The sequence below is a fragment of the Spirosoma liriopis genome (assembly GCF_023196085.1).
GTDB classification, from domain to species: Bacteria; Bacteroidota; Bacteroidia; order Cytophagales; family Spirosomataceae; genus Spirosoma; species Spirosoma oryzicola.
The window spans coordinates 318,333-331,767 of the sequence record NZ_JALPRF010000001.1 but is presented as its reverse complement, the minus strand read 5'-3'; the positions used below and the strand labels follow the sequence as shown (position 1 = coordinate 331,767).

At 50.5% G+C, this 13,435-nt stretch carries 12 protein-coding genes; 6 read left to right on the top strand and 6 right to left on the bottom strand.

Going from position 1 to position 13,435, the window contains the following annotated elements:
* Positions 1–5: 5 nt before the first annotated feature.
* Positions 6–455, bottom strand: coding sequence for a GNAT family N-acetyltransferase (locus tag M0L20_RS01365; RefSeq protein WP_248475302.1), 450 nt, complete (start codon positions 453–455; stop codon positions 6–8).
* A gap of 59 nt (positions 456–514) precedes the next feature.
* A complete protein-coding gene (locus tag M0L20_RS01360) occupies positions 515–1,138 on the bottom strand; it encodes a pyridoxamine 5'-phosphate oxidase family protein (RefSeq protein ID WP_248475301.1) in 624 nt (207 codons plus the stop codon).
* A gap of 119 nt (positions 1,139–1,257) precedes the next feature.
* Here M0L20_RS01360 and M0L20_RS01355 point away from each other — a divergent pair, with 119 nt between their 5' ends.
* Positions 1,258–2,736, top strand: coding sequence for an aminotransferase-like domain-containing protein (locus M0L20_RS01355; RefSeq protein ID WP_248475300.1), 1,479 nt, complete (start codon positions 1,258–1,260; stop codon positions 2,734–2,736).
* A gap of 164 nt (positions 2,737–2,900) precedes the next feature.
* Here the strand turns inward: M0L20_RS01355 and M0L20_RS01350 are convergent, their stop codons facing one another.
* Positions 2,901–3,752: a bifunctional transcriptional activator/DNA repair enzyme AdaA gene (locus M0L20_RS01350; RefSeq protein ID WP_232559029.1), complete on the bottom strand. Its 852-nt coding sequence runs from the start codon at positions 3,750–3,752 to the stop codon at positions 2,901–2,903.
* A gap of 132 nt (positions 3,753–3,884) precedes the next feature.
* The gene (locus M0L20_RS01345; RefSeq protein ID WP_248475299.1) at positions 3,885–5,387 is read right to left on the bottom strand and encodes a catalase; all 1,503 of its coding nucleotides are present in this window, start codon (positions 5,385–5,387) and stop codon (positions 3,885–3,887) included.
* Between the two features lie 241 nt (positions 5,388–5,628).
* Here M0L20_RS01345 and M0L20_RS01340 point away from each other — a divergent pair, with 241 nt between their 5' ends.
* Both M0L20_RS01340 and M0L20_RS01335 read left to right on the top strand, forming a co-directional pair.
* A complete protein-coding gene (locus M0L20_RS01340; protein WP_248475298.1) occupies positions 5,629–6,225 on the top strand; it encodes a hypothetical protein in 597 nt (198 codons plus the stop codon).
* 124 nt (positions 6,226–6,349) lie between these two features.
* On the top strand, positions 6,350–6,652 hold the full coding sequence (locus M0L20_RS01335; protein ID WP_232559026.1) for a hypothetical protein: 303 nt from the start codon (positions 6,350–6,352) through the stop codon (positions 6,650–6,652).
* Positions 6,653–6,730: 78 nt separating this feature from the next.
* On the opposite strand, the gene M0L20_RS01330 is transcribed toward M0L20_RS01335, so the two are convergent.
* Both M0L20_RS01330 and M0L20_RS01325 read right to left on the bottom strand, forming a co-directional pair.
* On the bottom strand, positions 6,731–7,048 hold the full coding sequence (locus tag M0L20_RS01330) for a DUF3817 domain-containing protein (RefSeq protein WP_248475297.1): 318 nt from the start codon (positions 7,046–7,048) through the stop codon (positions 6,731–6,733).
* Positions 7,049–7,271: 223 nt separating this feature from the next.
* Positions 7,272–9,797, bottom strand: a complete 2,526-nt coding sequence (locus M0L20_RS01325; RefSeq protein WP_248475296.1) for a M1 family aminopeptidase — start codon at positions 9,795–9,797, stop codon at positions 7,272–7,274.
* 211 nt (positions 9,798–10,008) lie between these two features.
* Between M0L20_RS01325 and M0L20_RS01320 the strand changes: the two genes are divergently transcribed.
* The 3 genes from M0L20_RS01320 to M0L20_RS01310 all read left to right on the top strand — a co-directional run bounded on the left by M0L20_RS01320 (position 10,009) and on the right by M0L20_RS01310 (position 13,383).
* Complete coding sequence (locus tag M0L20_RS01320; protein ID WP_232559023.1) at positions 10,009–11,295, top strand: asparagine synthetase B; 1,287 nt, start codon at positions 10,009–10,011, stop codon at positions 11,293–11,295.
* A 162-nt stretch (positions 11,296–11,457) separates the two neighbouring features.
* On the top strand, positions 11,458–12,366 hold the full coding sequence (locus M0L20_RS01315) for a 3-keto-disaccharide hydrolase (RefSeq protein WP_248475295.1): 909 nt from the start codon (positions 11,458–11,460) through the stop codon (positions 12,364–12,366).
* Between the two features lie 51 nt (positions 12,367–12,417).
* A complete protein-coding gene (locus tag M0L20_RS01310) occupies positions 12,418–13,383 on the top strand; it encodes a Kelch repeat-containing protein (protein ID WP_248475294.1) in 966 nt (321 codons plus the stop codon).
* Positions 13,384–13,435: the final 52 nt, after the last annotated feature.

The window sequence follows — 13,435 nt, the reverse complement described above, 5'->3', positions numbered from 1 at the left end:
GATTCTTATGAGGCCTTTTTATGGAGTATCATGTGATACAGATCAAGGCCGGGAGCCCAGTAATCCGGTTTGGTGTGCTGTAGTTCAAAGCCAAACTTCTCGAAAAAAAGATAGGCAACCTGCGACGTCTCACACACAATGCGCTGAATGATCGGCTGTTCGTCGATAAGGGCCAGGTTGTGCAACAGGAGCACTTTGCCAATGCCCTGCCCTTTGGCATCCGGATCGGACAATATCCAGCAGATATACGCTTCCTGTCGGTCGTCCCGACTATAATAGCCACAGGCACCTAATAGCTTTCCGTTATCCTCGGCAACAAAGTAGGGACCTGACCATGTTTCCAGAAATGTACTGTACTCACTAATTTCGTTTTCACCGAAGGCGACGGGAACACTTTTGCAGAATACCGAAATAAGTTGAGCAGCATCTGTTTTTTCGTAAGGTCGAATGATCATTGTACAGGGAAATGGCAGCAAGTTCCGAAAAAAGCGATTCTCCGCCAATGAACCTGTTCTCAACGCAGGTAATCGGGCAGGGGCGTTCCTGCACTGGCTTCAGCCGTAACGGGCCCCAATTGCACCGTTTTCATTGGAATCACGCCCGACCAGGTTGGCAAATCAAGATCTTCGGGTTCGTCGTTCGGTCCTCCCGCACGAACTTTTGCGGACGCTTCGGCTAGTGAAAAAGCGAGTACCATTGTTTTCCGCATTTCGCTGGCGGTTGTTGGTCGTAGATCGGCCCAGCGACCGGGTATCAAATGATCGGTGATAAGAGCCAGGGCTTCCATGCGTTCGGTTTCGTCCGTAACTTTTTCGGCGGTAGCGAAAAGGATCACCGAACGGTAATTCACCGTATGACTAAACGCTGATTTAGCCAATACCAGCCCGTCCGTAATCATCACCGAAATACAGGCGGGGCTACCTTTCTCCAATTCGCGCATAAAATGGCTACCTACTGAGCCGTGAATGTAGATTTTGTCCCCTTTCCGGGCAAAAGCCGTTGGAATAGCCATCGGCTGACCATTGACGGCATAGCTAACAGTGCAGAAAAGAGCCTCGTCCAGAATGGGATGAATGATTTCTTCATCGTAATGAACGCGTTTGGCGGAGCGGCTGGGTGTTGTACGGGTGGTTTGCATGATCAGAACAAGTAAACTAAAGATCTTGGTGCTGAATAACAGCGTTTAATTTTAAACAAATGTCGTTCTTTGCCGGACTGTCTAAATCGTCCAGTTTCTAGAATACAGCTAGTCCGGTTATGCTCCCGTTCAAATCCCTGCTTCAACTCGACAAATCATCGGTCACGCCAATTTTTATTCAGGTTAGTGAGCAATTAAGCCGTCTGATTCGAGCCGGAACGTTAGGCGCGGGACAGCGGTTGCCCGGAACCCGTCAACTGGCTGACCTGCTTGATCTGAACCGGCAGACAATCGTGGCGGCTTACGAGGAAGGGCTCGCGCAGGGATGGCTCGAAAGTCGTTCCGGCAGTGGTACGTATGTCGCAACGCACTTTCCGGAAGTAAAGCCGCAGGCATTTGTTGAGAAGAAAGCCGATGAGCAGAGCCGTATCCAACCCGGTTACGCCTTTGAATCGGTTACGTTTCTGGTTCGACCTGTATTGACCACTAGTGCCGGATTGCATCTGGACGATGGTTTTCCCGATATTCGACTGGCTCCGATGGAAGAATTGAGCCGGGCGTACCGGTCTTATTTTCGCTGGGGAAATCCGCAGGCTCATTTCGGTTACGGCGATACAAAAGGCCATCCGTTGTTGCGGGAACAGCTTTCGCTTCACCTGAACGAAACTCGTGGTTTACAAACGACACCCGATAACATCATGATCACGCGGGGCAGCATTATGGGGCTGCACCTGACTGGTCAGGTGTTGCTACGTTCGGGCGATGTAGTTGTGACGGGAGAAATGACCTGGGCCGGTGCAACGATGAATTTTCAAAAGGCTGGAGCTAGCCTGCGAACGGTACCCGTTGATCAGCATGGTATTGACGTAAACGCGCTGGCTGAACTTTGTAAACAAGAAGGGTCGGTTCGTATGGTGTACGTAACCCCGCACCATCATTACCCGACGACCGTTACGTTACGACCCGATCGACGCATTCAGTTACTGCAACTTGCTGAGATTTATAAATTTGCGATACTGGAAGACGATTATGATTACGATTTTCATTATCTCAGTCGTCCTATTTTGCCGTTGGCCAGCGCCGACCCGCGCGGCATGGTCGTTTATGTCGGATCGCTAACAAAATCGGTAGCGCCCGCTTTTCGAATTGGTTATGTCGTCGCTCCGGCGGCTCTCATTGACGAATTGGCCCGACTTCGCCGTATTATCGACCGGCAAGGTGATCCCATGCTTGAATTTGCTATCGGACAACTGTTTAAGAACCGGGACATGAAACGCCATTTTCGGAAGTCGCTTCGTACGTATCACGATCGTCGGGACCGGTTCTGCGATTTGCTTGCAACCGAGTTAGGGGATACCGTGCAATTCACAAAACCCGACGGAGGAATGGCTGTCTGGACCCGCTTCGATCCGTCGATTGACATGGAAGCGTTGGCTACGCAGGCCGGGCAACAAGGGTTATACTTGTCGAATGGATTGGCGCACAATCCGCCCGGTCAACAGTTGAACGGTACGCGTTTGGGTTTCGCGTCCAGCACGGAAGAGGAACTGGAAAGAAGCGTAACGATCCTGAAAAAGATTATCCGCAAGAACGATTGATCTAGGAATGAATCGGTACCACTAGGTTGTGATGCTAACCAGACCTATACTGTGGTATCGGTTTTGAGAACCGCGCGGGCGACTCCGCCGATACCATAGTCTGGGTCATTTATTTCATGGACTGAAAGAGTAGTATTGTACGTAGGTCAATGGATCGAAAAAAGTTAGCGATTCAGCCGTGCTGCTTCCCAACCCAGCATCGCCTGTTTCCGCTCGGTTCCCCAGCGATAGCCGCCGAACAAACCCGTTTTCTTGATAACCCGATGGCAGGGAATCAGGTAACCCACCGGGTTACTGCCTATCGCCGTTCCGACCGCCCGTGAAGCCGTAGGTTGACCAATTGCTTCGGCAATCTGGTCGTAACTGGCTAACCGACCTTCGGGGATTTTCAGCAGCGCTTCCCATACTTTCAATTGAAAAGTAGAGCCTCGCAGCAACAAAGCTAATGGTTTGTCGGGTGGCAAGTTCAGCGTGCCCGTAACGGGAAAAGCCTGGTCGGCCAGCGATTGAAGCGTTTCTGGATTATGCTGTATTTGGGCTCCCGGCCACGCGATGGGTAAGAGTTCTTCGGCCTTTTCGCCATCGTTCAGAAAATGCAGCACCGCAATTTTTTTGTTGATTGCCCCCAGCACATACGCGCCAAATGGACTGTCAAAGATGCCGTAGGAGAGGACCAGACCCGCCCCGGCCTGTTTGAATTGACCCGGTGTTACCCCTTCGATGCTGACAAACAAATCGTGCAGACGACCCGTGCCCGATAGACCGGCTTCATAAGCAACATCGGTCAGCGACGAACCCGCGCGGAGCTGCTGCTTGGCGTGTTCGAGCGTTAAATACTGGCCAAACTTTTTGGGACTAACACCAGCCCAATCGGTGAAGAGCCGCTGGAAATGAAACTCGCTCATGTTTACCTTTTCGGCCAGTTCCGCCAACGAAGGTTGTTCGCGAAAATTGGCCGTAAGATGTTCGATAGCGCGGGCTATTTGTCCATATGTATAAGCGTTGTTGGTCGTCATCGGTTTGTTGGTTTGACTACACAAAAGTCGCTATAACCCGATGGGAAGCCAACCCGATTCTTGCGCATGACAAAAAACAAAGCCGGATAATTTTATCCGGCCTTGTTTTATCAAGATACGGGGGAAATACTATTAAGCGTGTTGCGTAGGCATTGCCCCTTGCAATGTTTCCATGTTGATACCCAAACCTTGGGCAATGCTCATACCCAGCGATAAATCAGCGCGGAACCAGTGGCACAGTTGCAAATTGACAATTTGATCCCGTTTCGGGCCATCGATGCCGCTCATGGCTCCCACGATGTTGTTAACGGTATTAATTTTCTGCTCAGGGGTCATCAACCGCCAGAGGTTACCCGGCTGCGTGTAGTGGTCATTCTCACCCGGCGCATTCCGGTCGTACCAATCGGCTACTGACGTTCCTAAATCCCAGGCTGGTTGTTTGTAGCTCTCGTCAGCAACGATATTGTCGAAGCTATTCGGGAAATAATTGGTAGAACGACCACCGTTTCCATCGACGCGCATCTGTCCGTCGCGCTGGTAATTGTTGACGGCGAACGGGCAGCGGTTTACCGGAATCTGCTCGTAGTTGCCGCCAAGCCGGTAACGCTGGGCGTCGGGGTACGACAGGATACGGCCCTGTAGCATCCGGTCGGGCGAATAGCTGATGCCATCGATAACGTGGGCGGGCGCAAAAGCAGCCTGCTCAACATCAGCGAAGTAGTTGTTTGGGTTTTGATTCAATTCCAGCGTACCCACATCGATTAGCGGGAAATCGCCCTGCGGCCATACTTTCGTCAGATCGAAGGGATTCCAGCGGAACGCTTTCGCTTGTTCTTCGGTCATCACCTGAATCTTGACGTTCCAGCGTGGCAAATCGCCTTTGTCGATTGAGGTTACCAGGTCGCGCTGCGCGTAGTCGGGGTCCAGTCCTTTCATCTTGACGGCTTCGTCATTGCTGAAATTCTTGATGCCCTGCGCGGTTTTAAAATGGAATTTTACCCAAACGCGTTCGTTGTCAGCATTGATCATCGAGAACGTGTGCGAGCCATAACCATTCATGTGCCGATAGCCGTCGGGCGTACCACGATCCGACATCAGAATCAAAACCTGGTGCAGACTTTCGGGGTTCAGACTCCAGAAGTCCCACATCATCGTGGCCGATTTGCAGTTCGTGTACGGATCGCGTTTCTGGGTATGAATGAAGTCGCTGAACTTCTTCGGATCTTTGATGAAAAATACGGGTGTGTTGTTGCCGACAAGATCCCAGTTGCCATCTTCCGTGTAAAACTTCAATGCAAAACCGCGTGGATCGCGCTCGGTATCGGCAGAGCCTTTCTCACCACCCACGGTCGAAAAGCGCAGGAATACCCGTGTTTCCTTGCCAATCTCGTTGAACAGTTTGGCACGGGTGTATTTGCTGATGTCATGCGTTACCGTGAACGTCCCGTAAGCGCCTGATCCTTTGGCGTGGACAACGCGTTCTGGAATCCGCTCCCGGTTGAAGTGCGCCATTTTTTCGTGCAGGATATAATCCTGTAACAGCAACGGCCCACGCTGTCCAACCGACATGGTGTTTTCGTGTTCGAAGTACGGGCTTCCCGAAGCGGTGGTAAGTTTAGTTGGCTGGTTTTCCATTGGAGTCGAATGAATTAGTAGTGAATGAAAGGCTACTTATTTTTTTTGTTAACGTGCGACTTATATGATGGGACAATATTACTAGCAATGAATATATAGATCAAATTGATTTAATTTATAATGATATAGATATATCTAATGATGTAGATTATTCGCCGTGTTGTGTGTGCAAAACGAGTATAAAGTGAAACTTGAGGGTATTATATAGTTAGATTCGAAAACGTTCAATCTGCCTTCTCCTATGAAACGAACCGGTGTGCTTGCCCTACTTTGGCTTATTAGTGCGGTTGGCTGTCAACAGACGCTTGCCCCGAATGAAGATTTTATATCGTTACACGAACGCTTTCACGGTAAATACAGGCCGGTATCTTCAGTAGCCAGCGAGGCTGTCGATGCCAATTTCGACGGGAAACCCTCGACGGATATGCTGGTCGAACTACGAGATCTGGCTACGACCGATTTGCGGATAGACATCAACGGTCCGAGTGTATACCGGTCCGAACGCTTTTTTGGGTTTTACCATGCCTGGCCGGAGCAGTACGTGCGGAACCCATACACCAGCAAGGAGCCAGTAGCCTATGATTCTCTTGCCACGGTTAACTACAACTGGCAGGCGGTATCCCGACAGTTTGACTTTGACAAAGACATACGGCAAATGCAATTGAAGCCGGATAAAGAGCCGTTACCTGATCCTGAACAATTCGCTCCGCCTAAAGCCGTAACCATTGAAGCCGGTGATCGCGTGAAGATTATAAACAGTAAGCGATTATATACCCGTTCGGGATGGAAAACGGTGGAGATTGTAACCGTGTACAAGCGCTATACGACTGTTACCTAGAGGTATTGCACTCGTTGTGGGTGACCTCTTCAACGCTGTCTTTGACCATAAGTTATCGTCGATCAATAACCATTTGCCATTCTGCGCGGTTATAGGATGGATACTCAACAAAACTAGATCTATCATGGATAAAGCGCAGAAATTTGAATTGATGAACAAAGTCGTTCGTGAACTGGAAGATTTACAGAACAGCCAAACGGCGATCATCACTAAAATCAGTCAGATCGAAGTAGACAACATGAACGGACTGAATGACTCGACTCTGGAAAAAAACCTGGGTGAGATGCATTCGAAAATTGCCGAGAACGTCGATTCGATCAATGAGATTTTCTCCTACTTTGAAACACAGCGGGACGAATACGGCGAGAAAAACGGTGCCGCCATTGCCGCCATCGAAGCAGCAGCCGCTGTTGAAGCCGCTAAATAATACACGCGTGCCTGATAAAAAAGCCGGACATCCCTGTCCGGCTTTTTTATTTAAGAATTTGTAAACCGTTCGCTATGATCATACCTGCTCGACCGTTTCGGGCAAGTGGCGAAATACTTTGTGATCAGCGTAAAACGTGCCACCCGGTAAAAGTGACGCCAGGAAAGCTAATCCGGTTTTACCCCAGGACCAGCTATATTCCGTTTTGGCCTGAACGATGAGTAACACGTAATAAATAAAAAGAAGGCCGTGAATGGGTCCGAGAATCTGGACCGCTTCCGGGTGGCCGTAGATTCGTTTGAGGGGAACGGCAACAAACAGGAGTAGCAGGAACGAAACCCCTTCGCCAAAACCAACAACGCGCAGTCGAGTTTTTAAAGAATTGAAAAAGCTCATCAGTACTTCAGTAACGGGTTAAAATAAGCGTAGCTAGAGCCGGGTTGCCAGGTACGAAAACGTCCAGCAAATAGCTATTAAAGGAAGCAACAGGCTGGTAAGGAAATAGATTGCAGTCCTTTTAATTTTCTATCGGAATAAATTGGCGCTATCCTTGAGTTGGGTAACGGATTGGCTAACCAATCGGCTCGTACAAACAACGGGAAAATGTCACCGGGTAATGTTATTGATACAGCAGCTTACTGGACCGGAACGAATTGTCGGCGGCTTGCAGGAGCTTGGCCCGCAAGCGTGGATTGTACGTAGGCCGGTCGGCCAGGAATTTACGAACCAGTTGTGCCGTTTCGGGCGTCTGGTAGCTTGAAAGAATCGAACGCAGCCACGATTCGGGAAAGAAAATATCGCCCGTCCGCTGAATTTCTTCCAGCAGGTCCAGGCTCTTGACCAGGTATTTGGCCGAGGTTTGTGCCCGCAACGGATGATGCAAATAACCCAGAGCCGCCGTTACCCAGGCTTCGCGTTCGCGATTGGTTTCAGTGGCCAGTGACGCAAAAAACGCATCGCGCTCGGCGACGTTGGACGATAACGCGGGCATCATAAAGTCTAGTCGTTTCTTTCGGTCGGGGTTCTTGATGCGACTTAATTGCTTCGCTAGAATACCTTCTGCCGGATAATCACGAACGGCCAACGCCAGGGCTAGACTCGTATAATCATCCTCTGTAAGGGTAACACCCGCTGGCGCTTTCTGCTCGTTCCAGATGGTATACAGCCGATTTTTTGCTTCGGTACTGGAGGCAATGTTCTGGTACAAACGAAACAGGAGTTTCTTCTTTCCAGCAGCCGTTTCCCGCTCCATTGCCTGCCACGCAGCTTGTTCCACAGAAGTCGCCAGCGCCGAGCGTTTATCCGGTTTGGTAAAATTCCAGACGATATCCGACAGTTGACTCGTCAGCAAACGCAGGTTCAGTTCTTCCGGCTCATTGCCCAGTAAGTTTTGATAGATCGTTCCAAGGCGCACCGGATCAATGATGTGCCCCGATTGCATATTCTCGAAAAGATTAATGTAGGCAGAAGCCCGCGTCACCGGATTTTTGAGCGTCGCCAGTTTCGACAACATCGCCGTATCGACCGGGAATAAGCCGTAACCTTGCCCCGACGAATTGAACACAACGAACAACGGCGCTGGCTTTCCAACGGCTTCGGGTACAGTTACCTGCGCCTGTGTCATCGATACCGTTACCTCGTCAACGTGATCCGGGTAAACTAGAGCGACTTCAAAACCCTGCGGCCACAACCGGCTGCTGCCATCTTCGCCCTTCTGCGAAACAACGAAGCGGCTAATTTTACCTTCTTGTTGATCGAGCTGGTAACTGAACGTGGGTCGTCCGGTTTCGTTGACCCAAACGCGGTTCCAGGCTTGCAGGTCGGTAGGCGTGTACGTGTCCAGAATGCCAATCAGATCAGCCCAGGTGGCGTTGCTGAACGCGTATTTCTTGAGGTACTGACGTAGCCCGTCGCGCATGGCTGTTTTGCCCATCAAGCGTTCCAGCTGCCGCATCATAATGGGCGCTTTGTGGTAGATGATGCCGCCGTACAGCGTACCAGCTTCCTGCAAATTGGCCAACGGTTGGCCGATGGGGTTGGCGCCTTCAGTGCGGTCAACGGCGTACGCTGCCGGAAAATGATCGACTACGAATTGTAAGTCGTAATTGGCATCCGGCGTCGAAACCTCGGTAATCTTATCGGCCATGAAATTGGCAAATACCTCTTTCAGCCACACGTCGTCGAACCAGCGCATGGTAACCATGTCGCCAAACCACATGTGCGCCGTTTCGTGGGCAATCAACGTCGCGCGGGATAACTTCTGGTCGCGCGTGGCCCCATTATCCAGAAACAAGCTCGACAACCGGTAATCAATCGCACCGACGTGTTCCATACCGCCGTACTGAAAATCGGGGATAGCCGCAAAATCAAACTTTTTAAACGGATATGGAATCTGGGTGTACGCTTCCAGAAACGTTAGCGCGTCGGCGTGTAGCTTAAAAATAGGGTCCAGGCTGAGCCGGATTTTGGTCGTGTCGGTCTCGCGGTGAAGAAGCGTCATGGGCCGACTGTTCAGCGTTTGCGAGACAGCGGTGAACTTGCCCGCGACAAATGAGAACAGATACGTTGGGATAATGTCGGACGTTTGAAAGTTGACGGTTTTGCGATTGCCCGCGACGGACGAATCCTGCACGGGGGCATTGGTCATTGACTGCCAGCCATTCGGAACTGTTAGCGACAGCTGAAACGTCGCTTTCAGATCGGGTTGATCGAAGCAGGGAAATACCGTGCGGGCGCGGTCGGGAACGAGCAACGTGTAGAGGTAATCGTCGTTGCGGTTAAGCGACAGATTACCCGCCGTAAACTGGATTGAAATCGCATTCGTTCCGGGCTTCAATTGAGCCGCTGGAATGAGGATATGTTCACGCTCAAAAGCAACCGGAATTGGCTCTCCGTTGACAGAAACAGCCTGCAAATGAGCACGTTCTTCTTTGAAGTCAAGTTGGAGCGGAGCCGCGTTTTTTGCCCAGTCAAATCTTATTGATTCCGTGGCGGGAATAGGCTGGTTTTTTTGCGCGGGAATGTCGAACTTTAAGGCATAAGCTATTTTGCTGATGGTTTGCTTTCGCGCTTTTGCCAGCGTTTGCGAAACACCGGTCTCGACCGATGGGGATTGAGCAATAACGGATGATTGGCAAAAGGACATAACGAGTAGGAAAAGAGTGCTTGCAGTAACGCCGTAACGAGTGAGTAATGGAGAGTTCCAGACCATTGAATTGATGCGTAGTTGAAGAAAATGTTGGTTTTTAGTTCGTGGGCATTGACTCAGACAAACGACCAGCAGAACCCCTTGAACGACGAACGAAACGTGGCTTTGGCAGTGAGTTCGCAACGTTAGGTCAAAAATAATGCACACTATGGAATGGTATGTTACTTTTCGTATTCCGATACGACAAATAGCTTTCTCTTTTCTGTTGCTGTTGGTGGGATTGGTCAGTCGGGCGGGGGCCGTTCTGATTCCGATGGACGATCAGCAGAGTAATCACCTCAAGGCTTATGGCATTGCCTACAAAGTGCTCAAAGACGGCGAAGATGTCGACTGGCTTCTAAACTACCGGGGCGGTAGCTTTATGGTCAAGCAAACGCAGGCTGTCGAGACGGAATGTCGCGTTCGGGGTGTTTCCTTCGAAGCCATATCCGACGCAAAAGCGGCTTCACTTAAGCAACAGTTGTCCGACCCCGATCTGAACATGAACGTGGTGACGCTTCAAAAAGCGGCTAAAATCATCGTTTATTCGCCCATCAAGGTTAGTCCGGCGGAGTTCGAAAATACCGATGCCGTTTTGCTGGTGCTGACCTACGCCGAAATTCCCTACGAAGTTATTTACGACGAAGAGGTACTGAAAGGAGATTTGCCGAAGTACGACTGGCTGCACCTGCATCACGAGGATTTCACGGGACAGTACGGACGGAACATGCACCGCCAGTCGTTGACCGACATCAAGGTTCAGGAAGATATTGCGCGTAAGTATGGCTATCCCAAAGTTTCGCAGATGAAACTAGCTGTTGCCAAAGGGATCAAAGAGTTTTGTGCGGGTGGTGGCTATTTGTTTGCCATGTGTTCGGCGGCTGAAACCCTCGATATTGCTCTGGCGGCTGACGGCGTCGATATTGTAAGCAGTGCCTACGACGGTGACGGTGTCGACCCCGACGCGCAGGATAAACTTGATTTTACGAAAACGCTGGCCTTCGGAAATTTTACGCTCGAAGCTGACAACGGCTACCGGGGTTTCTCGACCTTTTCCGACATCAATTCAGCCAACGGGCGTGGGTACGATCAGTCGAGCGGTTTTTTCGAACTGTTTAATTTCTCGGCTAAGTGGGATGTGATTCCTTCCATGCTTACGCAGAATCACGAATCGATCATCAAAGAATTTTTCGGGCAGACAACCGCTTTTCGGAAAGGAGCCGTTAAGCCAAGCAGCCTGGTGATGGGCGAAGGCAAAACATCGGACCGGTATATCTACGGTGAGGTAGGACGTGGCCAGTGGACGTTCTACGGCGGTCACGATCCTGAAGGATCACGGGGTGGTGGGTTTCGCAATCCGACCGATTTAAAGCTCCATCCACATTCGCCCGGCTACCGGTTGATCCTGAACAACGTATTGTTTCCTTCGGCCCGGAAGAAAAAACGGAAAACGTAAAGAGAGATTTTGTGAAGCTGTCGGAATGGATCGGAGTTGATACGCCATATCTTGGAGATATGGCGTATCAACTCCGATCCATTCCGACTTTTATTTGTACACCCCTAAGTAGCCAGAAACGAACTGTGTCTTTTCGGTTGTAATCTCTCAACTGTCAGCTTCATGAATCGATTAGTACACTTATTGGTTAGCTTCTCTCTTTTGTTCGTCGTTTCGTCCGCTATGGCTCAGTCAAGTCCTGACAAACAGGAATGGGTTCAGCTATTCAACGGCAAAGACCTGCGGGATTGGGACATAAAAATCGCGGATCAACCCCTGAACGATAATTACAAAAACACATTCCGGGTCGAAAACGGCATGTTGCGGATCGCATATGATCAATACAAAACGTTTGATGGGAAGTATGGGCACCTGTATTATAAAACGCCGTTCTCGTACTACATCGTCCGGTTCACCTATCGTTTCGTCGGCAATCAGATCCCCGGTGGCGATTCATGGAACGTGCGCAACAGTGGCGTGATGGTGCATTCGCAGTCAGCTGCGAGTTTATCAATTGGTCAGACCTTCCCGGTGTCGCTGGAGCTACAATTATTAGGTGGACTGGACAAAGGAGAGCGGCATACCGCCAATCTCTGCACCCCCGGTACCCAGGTGTCGATGGAGGGTAAGCCCAGGGGGGAACACTGTATTGACTCTGATTCTAAGACGTACAACGGCGATCAGTGGGTGACGGCTTCGGCCATTGTGCTGGGCGATTCCATCGTGCATCACCTCGTAGGTCGGGATACGGTGTTAACATACGAAAAACCGCAGGTTGGCGGAGGGTTTGTGAGCCAGGATCACGACTGGAAAGCGGGCCATTTCAGTCAGGAGGCCGCTACGTACTGGATGAACCGGGCAAACACACCGCTGGGAACAGGTTATATTGCCTTGCAGGCCGAAAGCCATCCCATTGATTTTAAAACCGTCGAGGTACTAAACCTGAAAGGATGTACTGATCCTAAAGCGCTTAACTACAAATCGTATTTTATAAAATCCGACAATACGTTGTGTAAATACAAAGGCAAGTAAGTCGTCACTTTGGCCACAATTAACCTGATCGGAATAATTCTACAACCGCTTATGAATCGATATTTGCTCTATTGCTTTGGTCTAATGGCCGTTAGTACGAGTGCCTACGCACAGGAGTGGCAACCGGTTACCACGCAGAATACCTGCGAGAAACGCCACGAGAATGCAGCTGCACTGGTCGGCGACAGCCTGTACGCGTTAGGGGGGCGGGGCATGAAACCACTCGAAGCCCTCAACTTGAAAACGATGGTCTGGAAGCGGCTGCCGACCCCGCCGGTTGAGATGAACCATTTTCAGGCGATCAATTACAACGGTGAAATTTACGTGATGGGTGCGTTTGAAGGAAAATACCCGCATGAAACCCCGATTCCGAATATATACATCTACAGTCCCAAACAGGGCGAATGGCGGAAAGGTCCCGAAATTCCCAAAGAGCGGCTGCGTGGATCGGCGGGTATTGTAGTCTATAAAGACAAGATTTACATGGCCTGTGGCATCATCGATGGCCATTACGATGGTCACGTTGCCTGGCTGGACGAATATGATCCGAAGACAAACACCTGGAAACGACTGGCTGACGCGCCCCGCACACGCGATCACATTGCCGCAGCGGTCGTCGGGGATAAATTGTACCTGGCCGGTGGACGCAACTCAACCGCGCGTATCAACAAAGTGCTTGAAACGACCATTGCCGAAGTAGACGTGTACGATTTTAAAACGGGCCGTTGGGAAACCCTGCCCGCTACCTCCAACATTCCGACTCAGCGAGCGGGTGGCACGGCAGTAACGCAGGGTGGCAAAGTATGGGTAATCGGTGGCGAAACTACGCAGTTGCTGGCGCACAACGAGGCCGAAGTGCTGGACCCTAAAACAAATCGCTGGACAGCGGGACCGAAGCTAAAGGAAGGTCGTCATGGAACGCAGGCCGTCGTTTACAAAGACAACATTTACATCATTGCTGGTTCCGCCAATCACGGTGGAGGACCAGAGTTAAACACAGTCGAAGTACTGAAATAAATACTTTTTGTACTAAACAGAAAGAGCCCTCGTGTATGAGGGCTCTTTCTGT

Excerpts from the sequence above, each read along its gene's own strand:
- M0L20_RS01345 (WP_248475299.1), bottom strand. The coding sequence starts at position 5,387 with ATGGAAAACCAGCCAACTAAACTTACCACCGCTTCGGGAAGCCCGTAC.
- M0L20_RS01365 (WP_248475302.1), bottom strand. The coding sequence starts at position 455 with ATGATCATTCGACCTTACGAAAAAACAGATGCTGCTCAACTTATTTCG.
- M0L20_RS01360 (WP_248475301.1), bottom strand. The coding sequence starts at position 1,138 with ATGCAAACCACCCGTACAACACCCAGCCGCTCCGCCAAACGCGTTCAT.
- M0L20_RS01355 (WP_248475300.1), top strand. The coding sequence starts at position 1,258 with ATGCTCCCGTTCAAATCCCTGCTTCAACTCGACAAATCATCGGTCACG.
- M0L20_RS01310 (WP_248475294.1), top strand. The coding sequence starts at position 12,418 with ATGAATCGATATTTGCTCTATTGCTTTGGTCTAATGGCCGTTAGTACG.
- M0L20_RS01320 (WP_232559023.1), top strand. The coding sequence starts at position 10,009 with ATGGAATGGTATGTTACTTTTCGTATTCCGATACGACAAATAGCTTTC.
- M0L20_RS01325 (WP_248475296.1), bottom strand. The coding sequence starts at position 9,797 with ATGTCCTTTTGCCAATCATCCGTTATTGCTCAATCCCCATCGGTCGAG.
- M0L20_RS01315 (WP_248475295.1), top strand. The coding sequence starts at position 11,458 with ATGAATCGATTAGTACACTTATTGGTTAGCTTCTCTCTTTTGTTCGTC.
- M0L20_RS01340 (WP_248475298.1), top strand. The coding sequence starts at position 5,629 with ATGAAACGAACCGGTGTGCTTGCCCTACTTTGGCTTATTAGTGCGGTT.
- M0L20_RS01335 (WP_232559026.1), top strand. The coding sequence starts at position 6,350 with ATGGATAAAGCGCAGAAATTTGAATTGATGAACAAAGTCGTTCGTGAA.
- M0L20_RS01330 (WP_248475297.1), bottom strand. The coding sequence starts at position 7,048 with ATGAGCTTTTTCAATTCTTTAAAAACTCGACTGCGCGTTGTTGGTTTT.
- M0L20_RS01350 (WP_232559029.1), bottom strand. The coding sequence starts at position 3,752 with ATGACGACCAACAACGCTTATACATATGGACAAATAGCCCGCGCTATC.